This is a genomic window from Clostridium paraputrificum, assembly GCF_900447045.1.
GTDB classification, from domain to species: Bacteria; Bacillota; Clostridia; order Clostridiales; family Clostridiaceae; genus Clostridium; species Clostridium paraputrificum.
Genome location: NZ_UAWH01000014.1, coordinates 256,188 through 277,785 on the forward strand (window position 1 = coordinate 256,188; position 21,598 = coordinate 277,785).

Annotated in this window: 22 protein-coding genes and 1 other annotated feature; of the genes, 19 read left to right on the forward strand and 3 right to left on the reverse strand. The window is 29.7% G+C overall.

The features are described 5' to 3' along the window. The first annotated feature begins 92 nt into the window (after positions 1–92). Positions 93–422: a hypothetical protein gene (locus DR024_RS06330; protein WP_027098773.1), complete on the forward strand. Its 330-nt coding sequence runs from the start codon at positions 93–95 to the stop codon at positions 420–422. A gap of 59 nt (positions 423–481) precedes the next feature. Here DR024_RS06330 and pssA read toward each other — a convergent pair whose 3' ends face one another. Beyond that, a complete protein-coding gene (gene pssA / locus DR024_RS06335; RefSeq protein ID WP_027098772.1) occupies positions 482–1,003 on the reverse strand; it encodes a CDP-diacylglycerol--serine O-phosphatidyltransferase in 522 nt (173 codons plus the stop codon). A gap of 204 nt (positions 1,004–1,207) precedes the next feature. On the opposite strand from pssA, the gene DR024_RS06340 reads away from it, so the two are divergent. Together DR024_RS06340 and DR024_RS06345 are read left to right on the forward strand one after the other, a co-directional pair. Beyond that, positions 1,208–2,086: a YegS/Rv2252/BmrU family lipid kinase gene (locus DR024_RS06340; RefSeq protein ID WP_027098771.1), complete on the forward strand. Its 879-nt coding sequence runs from the start codon at positions 1,208–1,210 to the stop codon at positions 2,084–2,086. 52 nt (positions 2,087–2,138) lie between these two features. After that, on the forward strand, positions 2,139–2,783 hold the full coding sequence (locus DR024_RS06345; protein WP_027098770.1) for a hypothetical protein: 645 nt from the start codon (positions 2,139–2,141) through the stop codon (positions 2,781–2,783). Between the two features lie 103 nt (positions 2,784–2,886). Here DR024_RS06345 and DR024_RS06350 read toward each other — a convergent pair whose 3' ends face one another. Next, the gene (locus tag DR024_RS06350; protein WP_111918352.1) at positions 2,887–4,821 is read right to left on the reverse strand and encodes a YgiQ family radical SAM protein; all 1,935 of its coding nucleotides are present in this window, start codon (positions 4,819–4,821) and stop codon (positions 2,887–2,889) included. A 343-nt stretch (positions 4,822–5,164) separates the two neighbouring features. Between DR024_RS06350 and DR024_RS06355 the strand changes: the two genes are divergently transcribed. The 12 genes from DR024_RS06355 to DR024_RS06415 all read left to right on the forward strand — a co-directional run bounded on the left by DR024_RS06355 (position 5,165) and on the right by DR024_RS06415 (position 17,301). Further along, positions 5,165–6,427: a magnesium transporter MgtE N-terminal domain-containing protein gene (locus DR024_RS06355; protein ID WP_027098768.1), complete on the forward strand. Its 1,263-nt coding sequence runs from the start codon at positions 5,165–5,167 to the stop codon at positions 6,425–6,427. A 129-nt stretch (positions 6,428–6,556) separates the two neighbouring features. After that, positions 6,557–6,792: a binding site (T-box leader), on the forward strand. A 130-nt stretch (positions 6,793–6,922) separates the two neighbouring features. Next, positions 6,923–7,831 carry a cysteine synthase A gene (cysK, locus tag DR024_RS06360; RefSeq protein WP_027098767.1) on the forward strand — a complete coding sequence of 303 codons (909 nt, stop codon included), beginning with the start codon at positions 6,923–6,925 and terminating at the stop codon, positions 7,829–7,831. Between the two features lie 26 nt (positions 7,832–7,857). Next, entirely contained in the window at positions 7,858–8,442 is a 585-nt protein-coding gene (gene epsC, locus DR024_RS06365; protein WP_027098766.1) for a serine O-acetyltransferase EpsC, read from the forward strand. 3 nt (positions 8,443–8,445) lie between these two features. Further along, positions 8,446–9,435 carry a tRNA epoxyqueuosine(34) reductase QueG gene (gene queG / locus DR024_RS06370; protein WP_111918354.1) on the forward strand — a complete coding sequence of 330 codons (990 nt, stop codon included), beginning with the start codon at positions 8,446–8,448 and terminating at the stop codon, positions 9,433–9,435. A gap of 569 nt (positions 9,436–10,004) precedes the next feature. Continuing rightward, the gene (locus DR024_RS06380) at positions 10,005–11,021 is read left to right on the forward strand and encodes an oxidoreductase (protein ID WP_055184003.1); all 1,017 of its coding nucleotides are present in this window, start codon (positions 10,005–10,007) and stop codon (positions 11,019–11,021) included. A 25-nt stretch (positions 11,022–11,046) separates the two neighbouring features. Continuing rightward, complete coding sequence (locus DR024_RS06385) at positions 11,047–11,751, forward strand: lysophospholipid acyltransferase family protein (RefSeq protein WP_111918356.1); 705 nt, start codon at positions 11,047–11,049, stop codon at positions 11,749–11,751. Next, the gene (nth, locus tag DR024_RS06390; RefSeq protein ID WP_055184002.1) at positions 11,752–12,411 is read left to right on the forward strand and encodes an endonuclease III; all 660 of its coding nucleotides are present in this window, start codon (positions 11,752–11,754) and stop codon (positions 12,409–12,411) included. It begins immediately after the preceding gene. A 152-nt stretch (positions 12,412–12,563) separates the two neighbouring features. Then, a complete protein-coding gene (locus DR024_RS06395; protein WP_027098761.1) occupies positions 12,564–13,853 on the forward strand; it encodes a PTS sugar transporter subunit IIC in 1,290 nt (429 codons plus the stop codon). A gap of 30 nt (positions 13,854–13,883) precedes the next feature. After that, positions 13,884–14,642 (forward strand): MurR/RpiR family transcriptional regulator, encoded by a 759-nt coding sequence (locus DR024_RS06400; RefSeq protein WP_055184001.1) that lies wholly within the window; start codon positions 13,884–13,886, stop codon positions 14,640–14,642. Then, complete coding sequence (locus DR024_RS06405; RefSeq protein ID WP_055184000.1) at positions 14,642–15,814, forward strand: MalY/PatB family protein; 1,173 nt, start codon at positions 14,642–14,644, stop codon at positions 15,812–15,814. The genes DR024_RS06400 and DR024_RS06405 overlap by 1 nt, the downstream gene beginning before the upstream one ends. Positions 15,815–15,831: 17 nt before the next feature. Further along, entirely contained in the window at positions 15,832–16,209 is a 378-nt protein-coding gene (locus DR024_RS06410; RefSeq protein ID WP_027098758.1) for a RidA family protein, read from the forward strand. A gap of 186 nt (positions 16,210–16,395) precedes the next feature. Beyond that, positions 16,396–17,301, forward strand: coding sequence for a D-alanine--D-alanine ligase (locus DR024_RS06415; RefSeq protein WP_055183999.1), 906 nt, complete (start codon positions 16,396–16,398; stop codon positions 17,299–17,301). 35 nt (positions 17,302–17,336) lie between these two features. Here DR024_RS06415 and DR024_RS06420 read toward each other — a convergent pair whose 3' ends face one another. Continuing rightward, positions 17,337–17,516 (reverse strand): hypothetical protein, encoded by a 180-nt coding sequence (locus tag DR024_RS06420; RefSeq protein WP_055183998.1) that lies wholly within the window; start codon positions 17,514–17,516, stop codon positions 17,337–17,339. Between the two features lie 125 nt (positions 17,517–17,641). Between DR024_RS06420 and DR024_RS06425 the strand changes: the two genes are divergently transcribed. The 4 genes from DR024_RS06425 to DR024_RS06440 all read left to right on the forward strand — a co-directional run bounded on the left by DR024_RS06425 (position 17,642) and on the right by DR024_RS06440 (position 21,574). Then, positions 17,642–18,247, forward strand: a complete 606-nt coding sequence (locus tag DR024_RS06425) for an NUDIX hydrolase (RefSeq protein ID WP_027098755.1) — start codon at positions 17,642–17,644, stop codon at positions 18,245–18,247. Between the two features lie 122 nt (positions 18,248–18,369). Further along, entirely contained in the window at positions 18,370–19,077 is a 708-nt protein-coding gene (locus DR024_RS06430) for a response regulator transcription factor (protein ID WP_027098754.1), read from the forward strand. After that, positions 19,067–20,566, forward strand: coding sequence for a sensor histidine kinase (locus DR024_RS06435; protein ID WP_027098753.1), 1,500 nt, complete (start codon positions 19,067–19,069; stop codon positions 20,564–20,566). The genes DR024_RS06430 and DR024_RS06435 overlap by 11 nt, the downstream gene beginning before the upstream one ends. A 66-nt stretch (positions 20,567–20,632) precedes the next feature. Further along, complete coding sequence (locus DR024_RS06440) at positions 20,633–21,574, forward strand: glycoside hydrolase family 25 protein (protein WP_027098752.1); 942 nt, start codon at positions 20,633–20,635, stop codon at positions 21,572–21,574. Positions 21,575–21,598 lie beyond the last annotated feature (24 nt).

Sequence of the window (21,598 nt, forward strand, 5' to 3'; positions counted from 1 at the left end):
TCAAATATATAAATTTGAGGCACCTTTTTATATATACATTAAAATGAATTCGTAGAATATATTTTAATATATAAATGTTTAGGAGTTAAGGAATGGGATATGATAGTTTAATAAGAAGTCACTATGAAGATTTAAATAATATGAGTACTATGTTAAGAAATTATATAGAAATATATAGGTTACTAATAAGTAGTACAGTAGATTTACATGCTACATCAGTAATAAAAAAGAGTGAAATAAAGCATGCTTTAGAAAGAATAGATGATGTTGGAGAGCTTATAGATGATTTATTAAAGACAATAAAAAAGTGTGAAGGTTCTTATGTAAAATATTGTTCACTAAAAAATGAGGTTATAGTCGCTAATACACAAAAAGAGAGTATATTAACAGAAATACATGATGATATAGATTACCACAATTAGATATAAATAAAGAATTCTGTAGAACAGAATTCTTTATTTATATAAATTAAAAACTTAAGTTAAATCTTTTTAAGATGTATTTTGCTAACCATTAAGTAAGCACCTAAAATCATAAAAATAATAGCTAAAAATACTGGTGCTTGTGCATAGTTCGCAATTAAAGCGAATGCAGCAAGGAAGCAACCTGTAATTGTTATAGGAACACCTGTAAAAACACCATCAAAGGAAGATGTATTATATCTTGCTAATCTATATGCACCACAGATTGGGAAAGCAATTAAAAGTATTATTCCTAAAATTCCCTTTGGTCCAAAAGTATTTAAATTAAATAATATATATATTAATACAGATGGAGCTACACCAAAAGATACTAAATCAGCTAATGAGTCTAGTTCTTTTCCTAAGTCGCTTGATACTTGTAGAAATCTAGCAACTCTTCCATCGTACCTATCAACTAAACCAGCTATAAGTATGAAAATACTTGCTAAAACATATTGTTTTTCAAAAGTTGAAAGTAGTGAAAATACACCACATGACAAGTTAATGAAAGTAAATATGTTAGGAATACAGCTTTTTCTCATATAATCACTCCTAAAATTACTTTTGTTTACAATGAATAATTATATCATATAAATTAATATAATATAAGAGGAAATATACATTTAAGATAATCTTAATGTAGTTATAGTAATCTTAAATTTTTATTAACTTAAAGAGGAGTTTCTCGACAATATTTGGTATTGGTGATATAATCCTCTGTAGTATTATTAGAGCGGAGGTATATTATGAAAAAGGTTAGGTTCATATATAACCCATACTCAGGTGAAAATATTATATTACATGAATTAGATAAAGTAATGAAGTTGCATCAAGAAAAAGGATATCAAGTAGTTCCATATAGAATACAAAAAGATAAGGATATTGATGAAGCTTTTGACATTATAGATAAAGATTATAATTATGTATTAGTTGCTGGTGGTGACGGTACAGTAGACTCAGTGGTTAATGCAATGATGAACAGAGGAATTGATTTACCAATAGGAATACTACCAGTTGGTACGGCAAATGATTTTGGTAAGTTTATAGGTATTCCTTCAGATGTTACAAAGGCATGTAATCAAATACTTGAATCTGAGCCGAAAGCGGTTGATATAGGAAAAATAAATGATAAGTACTTTATAAATGTAGCAAGTTCAGGATTGTTTACAGATGTATCTCAAAAAACTGACTTGAACTTAAAAAATACAATAGGGAAACTTGCATATTATCTTAAGGGTATAGAGGAAATTCCTAATTTTAGAAGATTAAAGGTTCACTTAAAATCTAAGGAAGTAGATTTTGATGGTGAAATGTATTTAATACTTGTTTTTAATGGACAGACAGCAGGAAACTTTAAGTTAGCAACTAGAGCTGATGTTAATGATGGATATCTTGATGTTATTATGATAAAGGCAGTACCAATAATAGAGATATTACCTTTATTTATAAAGATACTTAAGGGAGAGCATTTAGATTCAGATAAAGTAATATATTTTAAAACTGATGATATTTTAATTGAGTCAGAGGAAGATATTGTTGTTGATATTGATGGAGAAAAGGGACCAGATTTTCCACTAAGAATTAGATGTATAAAAGGTGGAATAAAAGTTTTAGGAATAAAATAGTATATTTTTTAATAATTATAAGTAACAGTAGAGTAAGTTAGGAGTGTTCAGAGTGAATTTAGCCTATTATATTTTCTTGTTACTTATAATTTTTTTGCTTATTTTCTTAATGAAAAAGAATTTGAAGGTTTCTCCAAAGAAGATAAAAGCATATATGATGGTGGTAATGAGTCTTTTTGTTTTAAGATACATAGGGTTATTTTTGTTATGCATAATGAAAGATGGTAGATTTGTATATATGTTAAAGCCATTACTATTTTTAAATCATCTTGCAATACCATTAATGATTTTAGCTTTGGCGTATGTATATTTAAGATGGGATAAGTTGAGTTTTAACATCAACTACATTATTGCAGTAGTATTAGTTATATTATATGTGGCAACAATGTTTACTATGAAGGGGAAGGTTGTCTTTAATCCTATTTATGGATATGTAATAAAGATATATAACGAAACAGCATTATTTTTAGGTTCATTAGTAATCATTGGGAGTCTTTTAATTTATTGTGTATATTTTTTAGATAAACCCCATAACAATAAAAAAGGTATGATATATTTAATAATTGCATCATTAGTGGTAATATTAGAGAATATATTGTATTTGGGAGGGCTAAGATTATTTCCATATCCCATTTTTGGTGATGGAATATTTCTTATGATAATGGGATTTGCAATAAACACCTTTAAAAAGTTATGAATTAATTAATAACTTTGGTTAAAACTTTGCTTTTGCAAAGTTTTTTATTTTTATAGAATTAAAGAGAAATTGCAAAGCAATTTCTCTCCTTATTAATTATTTATTACCTGTTTCTTTTCTTTCTAGAAGATTTACTATGATTTGATTTTCTTTTAGGAGCATCTTCATTACTTCTAGTATTATTTTGTATTTTTTTAGAAATGTTAGATTTTACTTTTTTTCCACTATTATTTCTTGGTGGTTTTGCAGGTATTAAGCAATCTTTTCCACTACCAATTAAATCTTCTCTACCAGCTTTAATTAAAGCTTTTTTAACTATTTCATAGTTCTTAGGAACTCCAAATTGAATTAGAGCTCTTTGCATATTTTTTTCTTCTTGAGTTTTTGGAGTATATACCTTTTCTCCTGTTAATGGATTATATCCTATATAGTATATTGTTGTAGATAAGCTACCTGGTGTAGGGTAGAAATCTTGAACTTGTTCAGGTGTATATCCCATGCTTTTAACATATTGAGCTAACTCAATTGCAGCATTTAAATCTGATCCAGGGTGAGAAGACATTAAATAAGGAACTAAATATTGCTTTTTACCTAGTTTCTTGTTTATATCAAAATATTTATTAACAAATCTATCATACACTTCTCTTGTTGGTTTACCCATTTGAGCTAAAACTCTAGGAGTAACATGCTCAGGAGCAACCTTTAGTTGTCCGCTTATATGATGCTCACATAATTCTTTAAAAAATGTATCATCTTTATCATGAATCATATAATCATATCTTAAACCTGAACGAACAAATACCTTTTTAATTCCTTTTATAGATCTAACCCTTCTTAAAACAGATAAGTATTCATTATGATCTATAATAAGATTTTTACATGGTTTTGGGAACATACATTGTTTATGTTTGCAAGCACCATGCTCTTTTTGAACATTACAAGCTCTGTGTCTAAAGTCAGCTGTTGGTCCACCAACATCATGAATATATCCCTTAAAATCAGGTAAAGTTGTAAGAAGTTTTGCTTCTTCAACAATTGAATCCCCATCTCTAGTTTGGATTATTCTACCTTGGTGGAAAGTTAAGGCACAGAATGAACATGAACCATAACACCCTCTATGACTTGTAATAGAAAACTTAACTTCTTGTATAGCTGGGATTCCCCCTAGTTTTTCATAACAAGGGTGATAGGTTCTCATAAAAGGTAAATCATATGTAAAGTTCATTTCCTCATTAGTTAAAGGAACTTGAGGTGGATTTTGAACTAAATATCTATCACCATGTTTTTGTATTATTCCATTTCCTCTAATAGGGTCTTGTTCATAGTATTCAACTTTAAATGCATCACCATAAGCAGTTGTATCTGTAGATACTTCCTCAAAAGAAGGTACAGTTATATATTTATCTAAGCCTAAGGTATCCTTTGTTAAATAACAAGTCCCTCTAATGCCTGTTAAACTATTTGCACTCGCACCATATTTAAACATTTCAGCTATTTGAACAATAGTCTTTTCACCCATACCATATATTAAAAGGTCTGCTTTAGAATCAACTAAAATACTTCTTCTAACTTTATTGTCCCAGTAGTCATAATGAGCAAATCTTCTTAAGCTTGCTTCTATACCTCCAATAACTATTGGTACATCTTTATAGGCTTCTCTTACTCTATTACAATAAACTATTACAGCTCTATCTGGTCTGTATCCACTTTTACCACCTGGAGAGTAAAAATCGTCATGTCTTTTCTTCTTAGCAGCAGTATAATGGTTAACCATAGAATCTATATTTCCAGAGTTAACAAGGAAGGCATACTTAGGCTTACCAAGTTTTTTAAAGTCGTCTGCATTGTTCCAATTTGGTTGAGCAATAACGCCAACTTTAAATCCTTGTGCCTCTAAAGTACGTCCAATAATTGCTGTACCAAAGGATGGATGGTCTACATATGCATCTCCTGTAACTATAATAAAGTCTAATTGTTCTATATTTCTTTTTAATAAATCTTCTTTACAAATAGGTAAAAAATCTTTAGCTAATTTCATTTTAAAAACTCCAATTCAGATAAATTATTCCAAGAGGTTTCCACTAATTCTTGTCTACTTATATTAACATAGAGATTTTTCATTTACAAATGGGAAAAAGTTGTTTACTTTTAGAAGTCATATAATATAATAAATATTGAAGGATAAGTGCTGACAACTATTGTCAGCTATTTTTGAGTATAACTATATTTGGAATTTTTAAACATAAAAGGTGGTGTAAATAATGGAGGGTGGGCCTCAGCATAGGTCATTGCCAAAACTGAATAAAAGTAAACCTAGAGGAAGCTCTACATTATTTATAAATTTATAATGTTCTTCCTCTAGATAATAAGGAGGAAGCGTTATGAAGAGACTATCAGTTTTTCTATATTCACAGATACTAGGAAAAAATATCTATGATGAGTTTAATGATGTTTTAGGTTCCCTAAAAGATATTTATGTAACTACTGATGAAGGATATCCAAGAGTAATCGGATATAAGGTGAAAAAAGATGGTTCCACATTTAACTATGAGTTTAAGAGCATAGGTGTTTACGATGATAATGGAAGAATTGTTATAAAGACAGTAGGTAGTAGGGAAATATTAGCTAGAACTTATACTTATTTATTATCTAGGAATTTATTAGATAAGAATATAGTAGATATTAACGGTAAACAGGTTGTTAGAGTTAATGATATGAGAATGGCTGAAATTGCTGGAGAGTATAGAGTTGTAGCTGTAGAAACAGGACCATTGGCTAAATTCAGAAGAATGGGCATGAGTGGTGTTGGTAAGGTGTTATATAAGTTCCTAAAGAAAGATTATGAAGATAAGATATTAATGTGGGATGATGTTGAGTCTATAGAAATGGTTAATAATAACCTGCAGTTATCAAAGTCTTATAAGAAATTAACAGCCTTACATCCAGCTGATTTAGCTGATATATTAGAAGATCTAGATGAAAGTTCAAGAAGAGCATTATTTGAATCCTTAGATGAGGATTTAGCTGCTGAAACTTTCGAAGAAATTGAAGACGAATATAAAGGGAGCATAATTAAGGATTTATCAGAAGTTAAAACGGCTGAATTGCTAGAAAATATGGGTAATGATGAAATCGCTGATTTATTAGATGAATTAGATGAAGAAGAAAAAGAAAAGGTCTTAGTAAACTTGGAGCATGAGGATGCAGAAGAAGTACAAGAACTTTTAAGATATGAAGATGAAACAGCAGGTAGTATAATGACAAAAGAATTTATTTCTTTTGGGCTAAATGTTACTGTAGAAGAAACAGTTGAAATACTTAAGGAAATGCAGCCTGATGAAGAAGTTATGTATTATATTTATGTAACTGATGAAGAAGATAAAATTAAAGGGTTAGTAATATTAAGAGATCTATTATTAAGTGATGGTAAGAAAAAGCTTTCAGAACTTATGGAAGAAAATATTACCACAGTTAAGCATACCGAATCTATAGAAGAAGTAATAGATAAGGCTGCTAAGTACGATTTATTATCAACAGCTGTTGTAGATGAAGATAATAGGTTAATTGGTATAGTATTAATTCATGATATAATAGATGAAGAATTTTATCCATTATGGAAAAAGAAGAACAAATCAATTAAATAAGGAGTAATTTAGAAGAGAAATTGTTTTACAGTTTCTCTTTGTTATTGTATAAAGAAAAAACAAAAAACTGTTGACAATTTCAGGATAAAGCATATAATAAGATTATAAAGCATAGCAAAATACTCTGAATTAAAAACAGTGAAGAAGGAAAGTAACTTTTATGAGGTTTACAGAGAGAAAAGGTAGTTGAGAACTTTTCATCCATATTAATTGTGAAGTGCCCTTTGGAGTTGAGGTCTGAAATAGTAGTAAGATTTTCCGGGTTCACCCGTTATAGTGATAAGGTATGTGCACGTACCTGATAAAAGAGTGGGATTTTTAAAATCCAATTAGAGTGGAACCGCGAATTTTACTTCGTCTCTATAATTAATAGAGCCGGGGTTTTTTTATTTATAAAAAAGTTAGGATGAAAGTTTTAGCTAAACATTCCGGGATGGCTTTCACCCTAGGCAAAATAAAGATATTAATACAATAAATTTTAGGAGGTTTTTAAACATGATCTATAATGGAATATTAGAATTAGTAGGAAAAACACCAGTGCTTAAGGTGAATAGTTTAGTTGAAGAAAATAGTGCAGAGGTATATGTAAAGCTAGAAAAATTTAATCCAGGTGGTAGCGTTAAGGATAGGGCTGCTTTAGGAATGATTGAAAAGGCTGAAAAAGAAGGATTATTAAAACCAGGAGTAACAATAGTTGAGCCAACAAGTGGGAATACTGGAATAGGTTTAGCTATGATAGGAAAATTAAAGGGATATAAGGTTATAATAATTATGCCTGAAACAATGAGTAAAGAAAGAAGAGATTTAATCAAGGCATATGGAGCAGAGCTTGTATTAACAGAAGGTAGCAAGGGAATGAAAGGTGCTATAGAAAAAGCCCTAGAATATGAAAAACAAGGTGGATACTTTATTCCACAACAATTCGAAAATATAGCAAATCCAGAAAAGCACTATGCTACAACAGCAGAAGAAATATTTGAAGATATAAATGATTTAGATTACTTTATTTCAGGAGTTGGAACAGGTGGAACTGTAACAGGTGTTGGAAAAAATTTAAAGGAAAAAATAAGTGGATTAAAGGTAGTTGCAGTTGAACCATCTAAATCACCAGTTTTAAGTGGAGGAAATCCAGGAGCACATAAGATACAAGGTATAGGGGCAGGATTTGTTCCGGGAAATTACGATAGTTCAATTATAGATGAAGTAGTACAAGTGACAGATGAAGATGCATTTAAAACTGCAAAAGACTTTGCTGCACAAGAAGGTGTATTAATAGGAATATCATCAGGAGCAGCAGTGTTTGCAGCAATAGAGTTAGCTAAGAAGGTAGGAAAGGGCAAGAAGATTCTTGCTATTGCTCCAGATGGAGGAGAAAAATATATATCAATGGGTTTATATGACTAGAAAATAGAAACAAAGGAGTTGTGGCAATGTTCAAAACTTTAAATTATAACTTAAGCAGAATTGTAGAAAATGATCCAGCAGCAAGAAGCAAATTAGAAGTATTACTATTGTATCCATGTATTCATGTACAGATTGCTCATAAATTATCACATTTTTTATATAAGCATAAATGGTTTTTCTTAGCTAGATTAATATCGCAAATAGCTAGATTCTTTACTGGAATAGAGATTCATCCAGGTGCTACCATAGGTAAAGGCTTATGTATAGATCACGGAATGGGTGTTGTTATTGGAGAAACAGCAGAGATTGGTGACGATGTTTTAATTTATCATGGTGTAACACTTGGAGGAACAGGAAAAGATAAAGGGAAAAGGCATCCTACTATAGGTAATGGAGTGGTAATAGGTGCAGGGGCTAAAGTATTAGGACCTATAAAAGTTGGAAATAATGCAAAGATAGGAGCTAATGCTGTAGTTGTTAAAGATGTTCCAGAAGGAGCAACAGCAGTAGGAATTCCAGCAAAAAATATTATTAGAACTAGTGCTACTATTATTGAAATAAGTGACTTTAGGGGAGCAAAGAAAAAAATATTTAATGATATGGTGATATAAAAAATGAGTTTAAAGGAAGAAGTTTTGTCATACTGCAACAGTTTAGGATTAACAAACATTGGTTTTGTAAAGTGCAGAAAATTTAGTGAGCTTGAAGAGTTCTATGAAAATAGAAAAAAATTAAATATACAAAATGAGTTTGAAGAGGAAGATATTCAAAAAAGGATAAATCCAAATCATTATATGGAAGAGGGAAAGACTATAATTTCTATAGCTTTCCCTTATCTTCATGACCAGGAACATTTTGATAATGGATTTTCATTATATACTAGAGGTAATGATTATCACATGGTACTAAAGGATTACCTAGATAAAATTTGTGAATTTATAAGAGTAAAGGGTGGAAAGGCTATATCCTTTGTAGATAGCAACACCTTACCTGAAAGGTATATAGCTTATTTAGCCGGTGTAGGTTTTATAGGAAAGAACAATATGTTAATTACTAAAGAATATGGTTCCTATGTATTTTTAGGAGAAGTAATTACAGATTTAGAAATGTATGATGATGATAATGGTAACTTTGAAGAACTTATGAAACATAAAGAATGTGGAGAATGTTCTATTTGTTTTGGAGAGTGTCCTACAAAGTCAATTAATCCTAATAGAAAAAATTCTAATATATGTTTATCATATATTACTCAAAAAAAGGATTTAGAAGAGTGGGAAATTAAGGCATTGAAGGGAAGAACTTTTGGGTGTGATAGTTGTCAACTAAGATGTCCATATAATGAAGAAATAAAGTTTTCTCATATAGAAGGGTTTAAACCACTAGAATTTATGGAGAAAGATTACAGCGATAATATAGTTAATATGGGGAATGGAGAATTTAAATCCACATTAAAGAATACATCTTGTGGGTGGAGAGGCAAGAATGTACTAAAAAGAAATGTTCTAATTAGGATGAAAATGTATAATGGAAAAGATGTTAGTGCAATAAAAACAGATTCCCCATATATACAAGCGTATATTAATAGAATAAGAGATATTAAATAAAGAGTATAATTTAAGTCTTAGTATTTGATGAATAAAAAATGCATCTATACTAAGGCTTTTTATAAATATTATTTCACATACAAAGTTTTGAAACTTCCGAATTAATTTTATTCCAAGATATTCTAAAGTTTTCCATTTCTTCTACTCCTTCTGAGGTAAGAGAGTAGTATTTTCTACATGGTCATAAAGGGGAGGGTCTCTTAGTGCCCTTAATTAACTTTTTCTTTTCTAGTCTTAATAATAGTTGATAAAATGAGCTTTCAGCAAGCTCTGTGAAACCTAACTATTGTAATGTTTCGTATATTTCATATCCGTAGGTCGTTTTATTATTTATAATTTTAAGAATTACACCATCCATTAAATCCTTTAATAATTGGGAATTAATTCTACTCTAGCAGATAAAGGGGTCAAAGAACAATTTGTTTTACTTTTAATAATCCCAAATCTAGTGTAATAATCTCCTTTTAATTTACTGATATCTAATTGAATATCTAGAAGTTTTTCAAGAAATTCATATGTGATATAATATATTTCGGTGGATAAAAGTTACAGTTACTTAGGAGGATTTTATGTTTAATATAGGTTATATAGGTAATGGAAAGAGTACTAATAGATATCATATTCCATTCGTATTAGAAAGAGATAATATAAAAATTAAAACTATATATAGGAGAAATCCAGAACATGATACTTGGAGCAAGATTCCAGGAGTTAAATACACATCAGATATATATGAATTATTAAATGATGATGAAATTAATTTAGTAGTAGTATGCACCCATCAAGATAGTCATTATGAGTATGCAAAAATGGTTTTGGAAAGCAATAAACATTGCTTAGTTGAAAAACCATTTATGAAGACATCAGAGGAAGCAAAAGAAATATTTAAATTGGCAAAAGAAAAAGGACTTATAGTTCAAACTTATCAGAATAGACGTTTTGATAGTGATTTTTTAACAGTTCAAAAAGTAATAGGGGAAGGAAAACTTGGAGAATTATTTGAAATTGAAATGAATTTTGATTATTATCGCCAAGAGGTACCAGAACATAGTAAGTATGAGGGTGCTAATAACTCTTTTCTATATGGACATGGCTGTCATACTATAGATCAAGTAATTAGTTATTTTGGAAAGCCAGATAAGGTTAATTATGATGTGAGACAATTACTAGGGAAAGGAAAAATGAATGATTACTTCCAAGTGGATATGTTTTATGGTAATTTAAAGATATCTGTTAGATCAAGTTATTTTAGAATAAAGGAAAGACCTAGCTTTATAGTGTATGGAAAGAAAGGGTGCTTTATAAAGCAAACTAAAGACCGTCAAGAGGAACATTTAAAGTTATTCTATATGCCAAATAACAAAGACTTCGGAGTTGATACATTAATGCATTATGGGGATATAACTTATATTGATAATAATGGTGAGATTCATGAGGAAAAGGTTAAATCTGTTCAAGGGGATTATGGTAGAGTATATGATGATTTATATGAAGCTATAATAAATGGAACTCCTAAAAAGATTAAAGACGAAGAAACCTTATTGTTAATGGAAATATTAGAAGAAGGTATAAAGGATTTAAAGTAGTATAGAAGGTAGGTGTAAGTTAAGTATGTTGTCACCATTTACAGTTAAAGTGTTGAAAATATTACCAGAAGGGGTATTAGTTGAAGTAGCAAAGAAAATAACTAATAATTATTTAAAAAAGTTTGCAAGGTTACATATAGAGGGATTTGAAAAACTAGAAAAATATGAGGGACCATTTATCTTTATCTGTAATCACTTAAGTAATTCAGATGGTATTGTTTTAAATAAATTGTTAAAGGAAAAGTATGATCCATATTTTGTTGCAGGAGTTAAATTAACAAATGACCCTATTACAAATGCAGGAACAAAAATGGTAAAAAATATATCTGTTAAACCTAATACTGCAGATAAAGAAGCAATAACAACAATGGTTAAGACAGTTAAGAATGGAGAAAATTTATTGATTTTTCCAGAAGGAACAAGAAGTAGAACAGGTGCAATGATTGAAGGAAAAAAGGGTATATTATTATTAGCAAGAATGACTAAAGCTAAGATTATACCTATCGGAATGAGTGGAACAGATAAGCTTCTTCCAATTGATGAAGGGGGGAATATGGGTAGCGAAACTTGGCATGAAGCAGATGTTACTGTTAAGTTTGGTAAGCCAGTAGAATTACCCAAGAGAATTAAGGAAGAAGATAAGCATGAATATGATAATAAGTGCATGTATATTCTCATGAGGTCAATAGCTGAATTATTACCTGAAGAGTATAGAGGAGTTTATAAATAGATGAAGAAAAAAACGAAAGAAATTTTAGAAATTTTAAAAGAAACTTATCCAGATGCAAAATGTGAACTTAATCATGGGACTCCGTTTCAATTATTAGTAGCAACAATTTTATCTGCTCAAACTACAGATAAAAAAGTTAATGAAGTAACAGAAACATTATTTAGGGATTATCCTGATTTAGATGCTTTTTTGACACTTTCTAATGAAGAACTTGAAGAAAGAATAAAGCAAATAGGTCTTTATAGAAGTAAGGCTAAAAATTTAATAATGATGTGCCATCAGCTTAAAGAAAAATATAATGGAGAAGTACCTAATACTATGGAGGGAATAACTTCTCTTGCTGGAGCTGGAAGAAAAACTGCTAATGTAGTGTTATCAAATGCTTTTGGTGTACCTTCAATAGCTGTAGATACTCATGTTTTTAGAGTATCTAATCTTTTAGGCTTAGTTGATTCTGATAATGTTCTAGAAGTTGAAAAACAATTACAAAAGGAATTACCAAAAAAAGAATGGTCATTAGCACATCACTTATTAATATTTCATGGTAGAAGGTGTTGTATAGCTAGAAGACCACAATGTGAAGTGTGTCCATTATCACATTTATGTAAATATAAGAAGCAGAAGGATAAAGAGGAAAAGAAGGTAAAAAGGAAAAAATAAAGAAACTGTTTAGCAGTTTCTTTTTTTGTTTATAAAAGTTCTATGTAAGTAGCAGTGTGGAAAATTTTCCGAAGTTAGGAATGGATTTGTGTAAAAAAATCCATATAATAAGTATTGTAAACGTTATTAAAAATAGCAAGGAGGAATTTTAAATGAATTTTATATCTAATTTTATTGAAGAAAAAATGGTTCCTGTTGTATCAAAATTTGCATCTCTTAGATATATGAGAGCATTAAAATCAGGTTTTATGGTTATAATGCCTCTTACAATAATAGCATCAGTATTTTTATTAATTACTGATTTTCCTATTACTGGATATCCGGAGTTTATGGCAAAGATATTTGGGCCAGAGTGGGATAGTTTCCTTTCTCCAGCATATAGAGCAACTTTTGATATGATGGGTATATTATTAGCTGGTACAATAGCATACAAGCTAGCAGAAAGCGATGAAGTTGACCCATTACCTGTTATGATAATTTCAATAGTTGCATATGTAATTGTTACACCAAAATTCGTAACAGCTGAATCAGGTGAAGTCATAAATAAAGTTTTACCAATGGCATGGCTTGGAACAAAAGGTGTTATAACAGCGATAATAATGAGTATTACGTCCACAGAGATATATAGATTTATTGTTAAAAAGAATTTAGTAATAAAGTTACCAGAAAATGTACCTCCAATGGTATATAAGTCATTCTTTTCATTAGTTCCAGGTGTAATTGTAGTTGCATTTGCATTACTGGTTAATGGTATATTCCTTACAATGGGCAAATCAATGCATGAATTTATCTATGATATTTTACAAGTACCATTACAAGGATTAACAGCATCTCCTATAGCAATAACAATAGTAGCAGGTTTAAATGGATTCTTATGGTGGTTTGGTATTCATCCAACAGTTGTTAACTCAATTGTAAATCCATTATTAAATGCAAACTCAGTAGAAAATCTTGAGTTATTTAAGCAAGGAGCTTTAACTTTAGAAAATGCTAATATAGGTACAATTCAAATGATTGACCAATTTGCAACTATAGGTGGGGCAGGTATGACAATAGGTCTTGTGCTAGCAATGCTTGTAGTAGCTAAATCTCAAAGAATGAAGATGCTAAGCAAATTAAGCACAGTACCAGCAGTATTTAACATAAATGAACCAATAGTATTTGGATTACCAATAATTATGAATCCGTTAATGTTAATTCCAATTACTTTAGCACCAATAGTGTCAGTACTTATAGCATATGGAGCAATAGTAATAGGATTTATGAATCCTTTCAATGGAGTAGTAGCACCATGGCCAACACCGCCAATATTTAGTGGTTTCTTAGTAAGTGGATGGCAAGGAGCAGTTGTTCAAGTAGTTGCAATTATAGCAGCCTTTGCAATATATTATCCATTTGTGTTAGCCTTAGATAAGCAATATAGAGCAGAAGAAGTGGCATAATAATATAAAAATGTTTTAGGAGGCGCACACATGAAACTACATAAAAGAATTTCAGTAAATGCAAAATATTTAACAAAATTAGAGAAAGAGCTTTTGCAGTTATTATTAGAGAATAAGAGTAAATTTACTTATGATACTTTTACGATTATGAATATTTCAGAGGAATTTAATATAAGTAGTACAAGTGTGCACCGACTTTCTAAAAAGTTAGGTTATAAAAGTTTTATACAATTTAAAGATGAATATTTTGAAAAAGATAAACAAGAAGATGAAAGCATATTTATGCCAGATGACAAAGAGTTTATAGAAAATATGCTTGATACCTATAAACTTGTAAAACAAGCTAATATAGGCGAGATTATTGATAAAATGTTGAAATGTAAAAGAATAACTATATATGGAATGGGAATGAGTAATTACTTAGGGAAAATATTCCAAATTAAATTACAGCTTCTAGGCATTCCAGCAGAACAACATGATGATTCAAGATTTATGAGGCTATCAAGTAAAATTCTAAAAAAGGATGAGGACTTAGTATTTGTTCTATCAAGGGGAGGGGAAACTCCAGAGTTGTTAGAAGTATTAGTAGAAACTAATATGAGAGGCATAGATGTTGTATTGATAACTGAATCTACAAATTCTACTAGTGAAAAGTTATCAAAGTATGTGGTTTATACTGCATATACACATGACTTTGACAATAATATTGATACTAGATTAAATTTTCATATAGCAATGGATTATATAATAAAGGAATTTATTAAAAGGTATGAAGAAAAGAGGGAATGATGTACAGCTTTGAAGATATACTAGATAGAAAAGATAATGGTTCTAAGAAATGGAGTAAAGAGTACATTAATAAAAGATTTAAAATAAGTGATGAAGAAAACTATCCCTTGTTTATTGCTGATATGGATTATAAATTACCAGATGAAATTATAAATCCTATAAATGAATTGATTACAAAAGGTGATTTTGGTTATTTTGATGTAAGAGATTCATTTTATGATAGTGTAGTTCAATGGTATAAAAAGAATTATTCATGTAGTATAAAAAAGGAATGGATAGTACCATCTATAGGAGCATTATCATCAATGCATCTTATTGTAGAAAAGGTATTTAATAAAAAAGATAACTTGTTAATCTTTACCCCAGTATATGGACCTTTTAAAGACGTAGTAATAAATAATAATATGAATTTATATAAATATAAATTAAAAATTAATAAAGATAGATATTATATAGACTTTAAAGAGTTAAGTGAATTCGTTGAAAGAAATAATATAAAAGGTATTATTTTTTGCAATCCACATAATCCATCTGGAAGGTGTTGGAGTAAAGATGAATTAGATAAATTAGTAAGTTTATGTAAACAAAATAATATAAAAATTATAAGTGATGAAGTACATGGTGATTTAGTCTTAGGTGAAAATAAGTTTAATTCCCTTTCAGACTATTTAGAAGAAAATGATAATATAATTGTTATTTCATCACCTAATAAAACTTTTAATATAGCAGGTCTAAATATATCTACATTTTTATGCAGTAACTTAGAATTAAAGTTAGCTTTAGAAAATGAGTTTAACAATAGAAAACTTCATGTAAATAGATTTGGAGTAGAATTGTTAACTATATGTTATAATAATGGATTTCAGTGGGTTCAAGCATTAAGAAAAAACATAAAAGAGAATATGAATCTAGTAATTAATAAAATTAATATAGATGATATTAAGATAATGGAACCTGAATCAGGATATCTATTATGGATTAAGCTAGAAAAGGTTAAAGATGTAGATAAGTTCATAATAGAATTGGCAGAAGAAAAGAAAGTTTTATTAGAGACAGGAAGTAGATTTATTAATGATTATGAAGGCTTTGTAAGAATAAATGTTGCAACTAGCAAAAGAATTTTGGAAGAAGCTATTGATAGATTTGTAGATTTTTATAAAGAATATAAATAGAGTAGGAGAAGATGATAATGAATAGAGAAATAATTAATACAATAAAAGCACCAGCAGCAATTGGACCATATTCTCATGGAAATAAAATAGGAGATTTAATATTTACATCTGGACAACTTCCAATAAATCCAGAAACAAAAGAATTAATAACAGAAATAAAAGCTGCCACAAGACAAAGCTTAGAGAATGTTAAAGGAATTTTAGAAGAAGTAGGATCATCTATGGATAAAGTTGTTAAGGCAACAGTATTTGTAAAAGACTTAGGACAATTTGGAGAAGTTAATGAAGTATATAGTGAATATTTTGGGAAAAATTCACCTGCTAGAAGCTGTGTGCAGGTAGCAAAGCTTCCAATGGATGCTGTTATCGAGATTGAAGTTATAGCACATGTTTAAAAAACTGCCTTAGGGCAGTTTTTTATTTGAAATAAATAGATAATATACTGAACGAATATTTAATAAAAATATGCTTATTCCACATTAAACAGATTTTTCTATATAAGTGGTACTTAACTTGGCAAGCAGTATAGAATATAATATTATAGAAAAGTAAAAGAACTTTTAATGGAGGATAGGATTGTAATGAAGGTTGGAGTAATTATGGGAGGAATCTCGTCAGAAAGAGAGATTTCTTTAAAAAGTGGTAATTCAGTAGTTGAAAATATAGATAAGAATAAGTATGAAGTGATTCCTATAGTTATAGACAAGAAGGAAGACATAATAAATAAAGTAAAGGGAATTGATTTTGCGTTACTTGCTTTACATGGTCAATTTGGAGAAGATGGTACAGTTCAAGCAGTTCTACAAACACTTGGAATACCATATTCAGGATGTGGTCCATTAAGTAGTGCTGCATGTATGGATAAGGATATGACAAAGAGCCTACTTCAAGCAGAAGGAATTAGAACAGCACCTTGGATCAATTTAAGATCTTGGGATGAAATTAACTATGAGGATATAAAAAAGTTAGGATACCCTGTTGTAGTAAAGCCTACTCATGGTGGGTCAAGTGTTGCTACTTTTATAATTAAAGAAGAAAAAGAGATTGAAAATGCTGTTAAAGAAGCTTTTAAGTGGGATAACGAAGTTATGATTGAAAAGTTTATAAAGGGAGATGAAATAACATGTCCTGTAATGGGAAGAGAAATGTTCCCTGTTGTAGCTATTAAGCCGCATGCAGAATTCTTTGATTATACTGCTAAGTATGCAGACGGTGGGTCAGATGAATTTGTAATTGAGCTTGAAAAATCTTTACACAAAGAAGTGGAAAAGATGGCATTAGACACATATAGAGCACTTAAGTGTTCAGTGTATGCAAGAATAGATATGATTATTACTGAAGGAGGTATTCCATATATTCTTGAGGTAAATACTCTACCAGGAATGACAAAGGCAAGTTTATTTCCTAAGAGTGCAGCAGGAAGAGGAATAGACTTTAGTGGATTAATTGATTTAATAATTGAAAATTCTATAAAAGAAAAAAGATAAATAGAAGTAGGAAAGTATTTTCTATAAGTGCTTTCCTACTTTTTTATTGTAGAGTAAATAAGTGATATTATAATCCCTAGCACTCCTCCTAGAGCAAAGAATAATTTGATATATCCAATTATTGCTCCTAGTATTGTTCCTATAGCTATCCCCAGAGCAATTCCTTTAGCTAAGTATTCACATTGTTTATCTGATAAATAAATTCTCTTAAACATAAAAGCCCCCTCTTATATATTCTATTTATTAGAGTATTTAAACCTATTAAGTGTTTCAAAATATATAAAAAATTTAGATTATAATATAATAAATGTACAATTGAATAATTTTAGGAGTGATAGTAATGAAAATTAATGATATAAAAGAAAAGTTAAACTCTAAAGAAAGTTATATAAATGGATGGGAAAGGATGAAAAGGGCATCCATAATAATTCCTCTCATAGATATAAACGAAGAAGTACATATTTTATTTCAAGTGAGGGCAAAAAAATTAAAAAGTCAGCCAGGAGATGTTTGTTTTCCTGGAGGCAAAATAGATAAATTCGAAACTCCAAAGGAAGCTGCTTTAAGAGAAATAGATGAGGAACTTGGATTAAAAGATGTTGAAATAATAAAAGAAATGGATATTTTAATTAGACATGATGGTCTGATAATACATCCTTTTGTAGCGATGGTTAAAAATATAGATAAATTAGATATAAACGAGGATGAGGTTGAGGAAATATTTTATATCCCATTATCTTATCTTTTAGAGTATACCCCTATGGAAGTGAAAAATAAGCTGATAATTGAAAGAGGAGAGAACTTTCCTTATGATTTAATTGAAGGTGGGAAAAACTATCAGTTTAAAACAGGTGAGTATATATCCACATTTTATCAATATAAAGATTACGTTATATGGGGGATAACAGCATCCATGTTAAAGGATTTTATAAATAATATAAAGTAGTTTCACCGTTAAGAAAATATTAAGAAGTTATCTACTTTTATATTAAGAAGTAAGAAGTAGAATAAAAGCATAAACTCTGATAATATCTATGGTGAAAAAGGAATTTAGAGGAGGAAATTAAAATGGAAAAAATATTAATAGTTGATGATGAGAAAGAAATAAGAGATTTAGTTGAAATATATTTAAAAGGTGAAGGCTATAAGACTGTAAAAGCAGGAGATGGAGAAGAAGCATTATATGCATTGAGAAATGATCCGGAGATAGATTTAATAATTTTAGATGTAATGATGCCAAAGTTAAATGGTATAGAGGCATGTTTGAAGATAAGAGAAGAAAGAGAATTACCAATAATAATGCTTTCTGCTAAGTCAGAAGATATGGATAAAATATTAGGATTAAATATGGGAGCAGATGATTATTTAACAAAACCTTTTAATCCATTAGAGCTAGTAGCTAGAGTAAAATCACAGTTAAGAAGATATTATAGACTTAATCCTAAAGTTAAGGCACAGGTAATTGAGGAAATAAGCAATATTGTAACAATAGAAGATCTAGAAGTTAATTTAGATACACATGAGATATTTATTGATGGTAAAGAAGTAAAGCTTACTCCAACAGAGTTTGATATATTAGTTTTGCTTGCAAAAAACAGGGGCAAGGTGTTCTCTATTTCTAATATTTATGAAAGTGTATGGAACCAAGAATTTATGGAGTCCGATAATACTGTTATGGTCCATATAAGAAAGATAAGAGAAAAAATAGAATCTGATCCAAGGAAGCCTAGATTTATAAAAACCGTATGGGGAGTTGGATATAAAATTGAAAAATAATGATAATTTTATAAAAAGATTAGGAAAAAAGATATATAAATTAAAAATATTTAATCCTTTAAGAAAGTATATAGATATACTTATGATTAAAATAGAAAAATCTATACGATTTGAATTAATGGTTGTTGTGGGGATATGTTTTGCTGTTTCATTTATCTTTTACGGAATGGCCAATAATGTAATGAGAAAGGAACATACTAATTCAAACATAGCATATAACTATCAAGAAATAGAGTATAGTGCTAGAAATTACGTTAACTCAATTAATGGTCAGGAAGGATTAAAATTAGACGATAACAATTACTTTATTAATTTATTTGCACATGAAAGTGGAAAAGCTTATATTACAGACTTAGATGGAAATGTACTTCAAAAGTCTTCTAATGTTGTTGAAGATAAGATTGATATATTCTCCGTACTTTCTAGTGCAAATAGTAGCGAGTATGATGGTTACAGACCAATGGAAAGAAAGGTGATATATCCTCTTAACATATCAGGGCAAAGATGTTATTTTATATATTCAAATACACCATCTGCACATATTGAAGAAGATACATATATTGTGAGCAATTCCTTTTTAGCCTTAATTCTTTCTTGTCTTGTTTTTATAGTTATATTTATTATAGTTACAAATAAGAAGATGAAATATCTAGATGAAATTGCTTCTGGATTAAAAATTATTGCAAATGGAGATTTAAGTCATCATATAGAAGAAAGAGGCAGTGATGAGATAAGAAATCTTGCATCTAATATAAATTATATGGCTGAAGAGGTTAATAGAAAGATTGAAGCAGAAAGAAAGGCGGAAAAGACAAAGGCTGACTTAATTACCAATGTGTCCCATGACTTGAGAACTCCTTTAACATCTATAATGGGGTATATAGGATTAATTAAAGAGGGAAGATATGAGAATGAAGAAACAATGAAAGAGTATCTTGGTATAGCCTTTAATAAAGCTGAAAAGCTTAAGGGGTTAATAGAGGATTTATTTGAGTATACAAAGCTTGATAATGGGGGAATAAAATTAAATAAGAGCAAGGTTAATTTAACAGAGTTTTTATTTCAATTAACAGAAGAATTAACACCATTATTTGAAGAAAGTGGATTAAGTATAATAAAGAGTGCAACAGAAGATAGAATAATGGTTGATTTAGATGCAGACAAAATGTTAAGAGTATTTGAAAATCTATTAACTAACTCAATAAAATATTCTTTTAAGCCTGGAAATATTGTGATTGGAGTTTATGAAAGTAATGGATATGCAACTGTTGCAGTAAGAAATAAGGGTGAGACAATACCAAAAGAAAAACTAGAAAAGTTGTTTGAAAGATTTTATAGAGTTGAGGAATCTAGAAATACTCAAACTGGTGGGACAGGATTAGGTCTTGCCATAGCTAAAAATATTGTAGATTTGCATGAAGGGCAAATTTGGGCCGAGTGTTATGGCGAAGATATTAGTTTCTATGTAAAATTAAAAATATCAGAATAAAAGTAACTTTCTCTCTATATATGGAATAACATGTTAGAGAGAAAGTATTTTTATTTTGGAGGAAATATGCAAAATAAAAGTCCAAATAGTAGATTTGGAATTGATATTAATGAGTATACTCAAGGCGTGAATTTTCAAGTATTAGCAACAAAGATTGACTTTTTATACTTAAGAGCATCAGGGTCTGCTACAGGTAGGTTTAGGGTAGATAGAAAGTTTATAGGATTTGCAAGAGAGGCTAGAAATTATGGTATTCCTGTAGGTGCATATCATTTTGGAGTACCATCATACGATCTGACTGATGCAGATAGACAGTGTGATGACTTTATAGATGTACTTCAACAGGGATTTGGTGCAAAAGATTACGGTGATTTGTTTCCAGTATTGGATGTAGAAACTCCTGTTGAAAATAAACTTCCAACAGCAACTTTAATTGATTGGATAGACAGATTTAGGAAGAGATTTGAAAAGAAAACTAGAAGAAGATTAATGTTATATACAGGTGCATTCTTTATTGATGAATACAATAACTTTTATGTTCCTGGTAGAGGATACCCACTTAAAAATATGTTATTATGGATTGCAATGTATACGAAGATACCTGGAAATCCTCCATATCCTAAGGATCAAGGTGGTTGGAGTAAATGGAGAATATGGCAATTTAGCGAAGATTTAGTTGTAGAAGGTGTAGGAAACCCAGTGGACGCTAATTGGGGACCTGATAATGTGGATCTATTAACTCAACCTAGTATAGTAACTGGATTAAAAGCTATAGAAAGCGGAGGACAAGTAATTGTTTCTTGGAGTAGAGTTCCCGATGTCGATTTATTAGGATATAATATTTTTGCCAATGGAAATTGGCTTGGAACTGTAGATGCAGAAGACACAGAATTTAGAATTGCAAGAAGTAAAATACCTGTTAAGACAGGAACAGCAGTAAAAATTGCAGTCGAAGCTTTTGACTATGATGGAGAAGTGTCAAAGAGAAGAGCCACAGTTACATTATAATAAAAAGCTAAGAAAAGATTATAT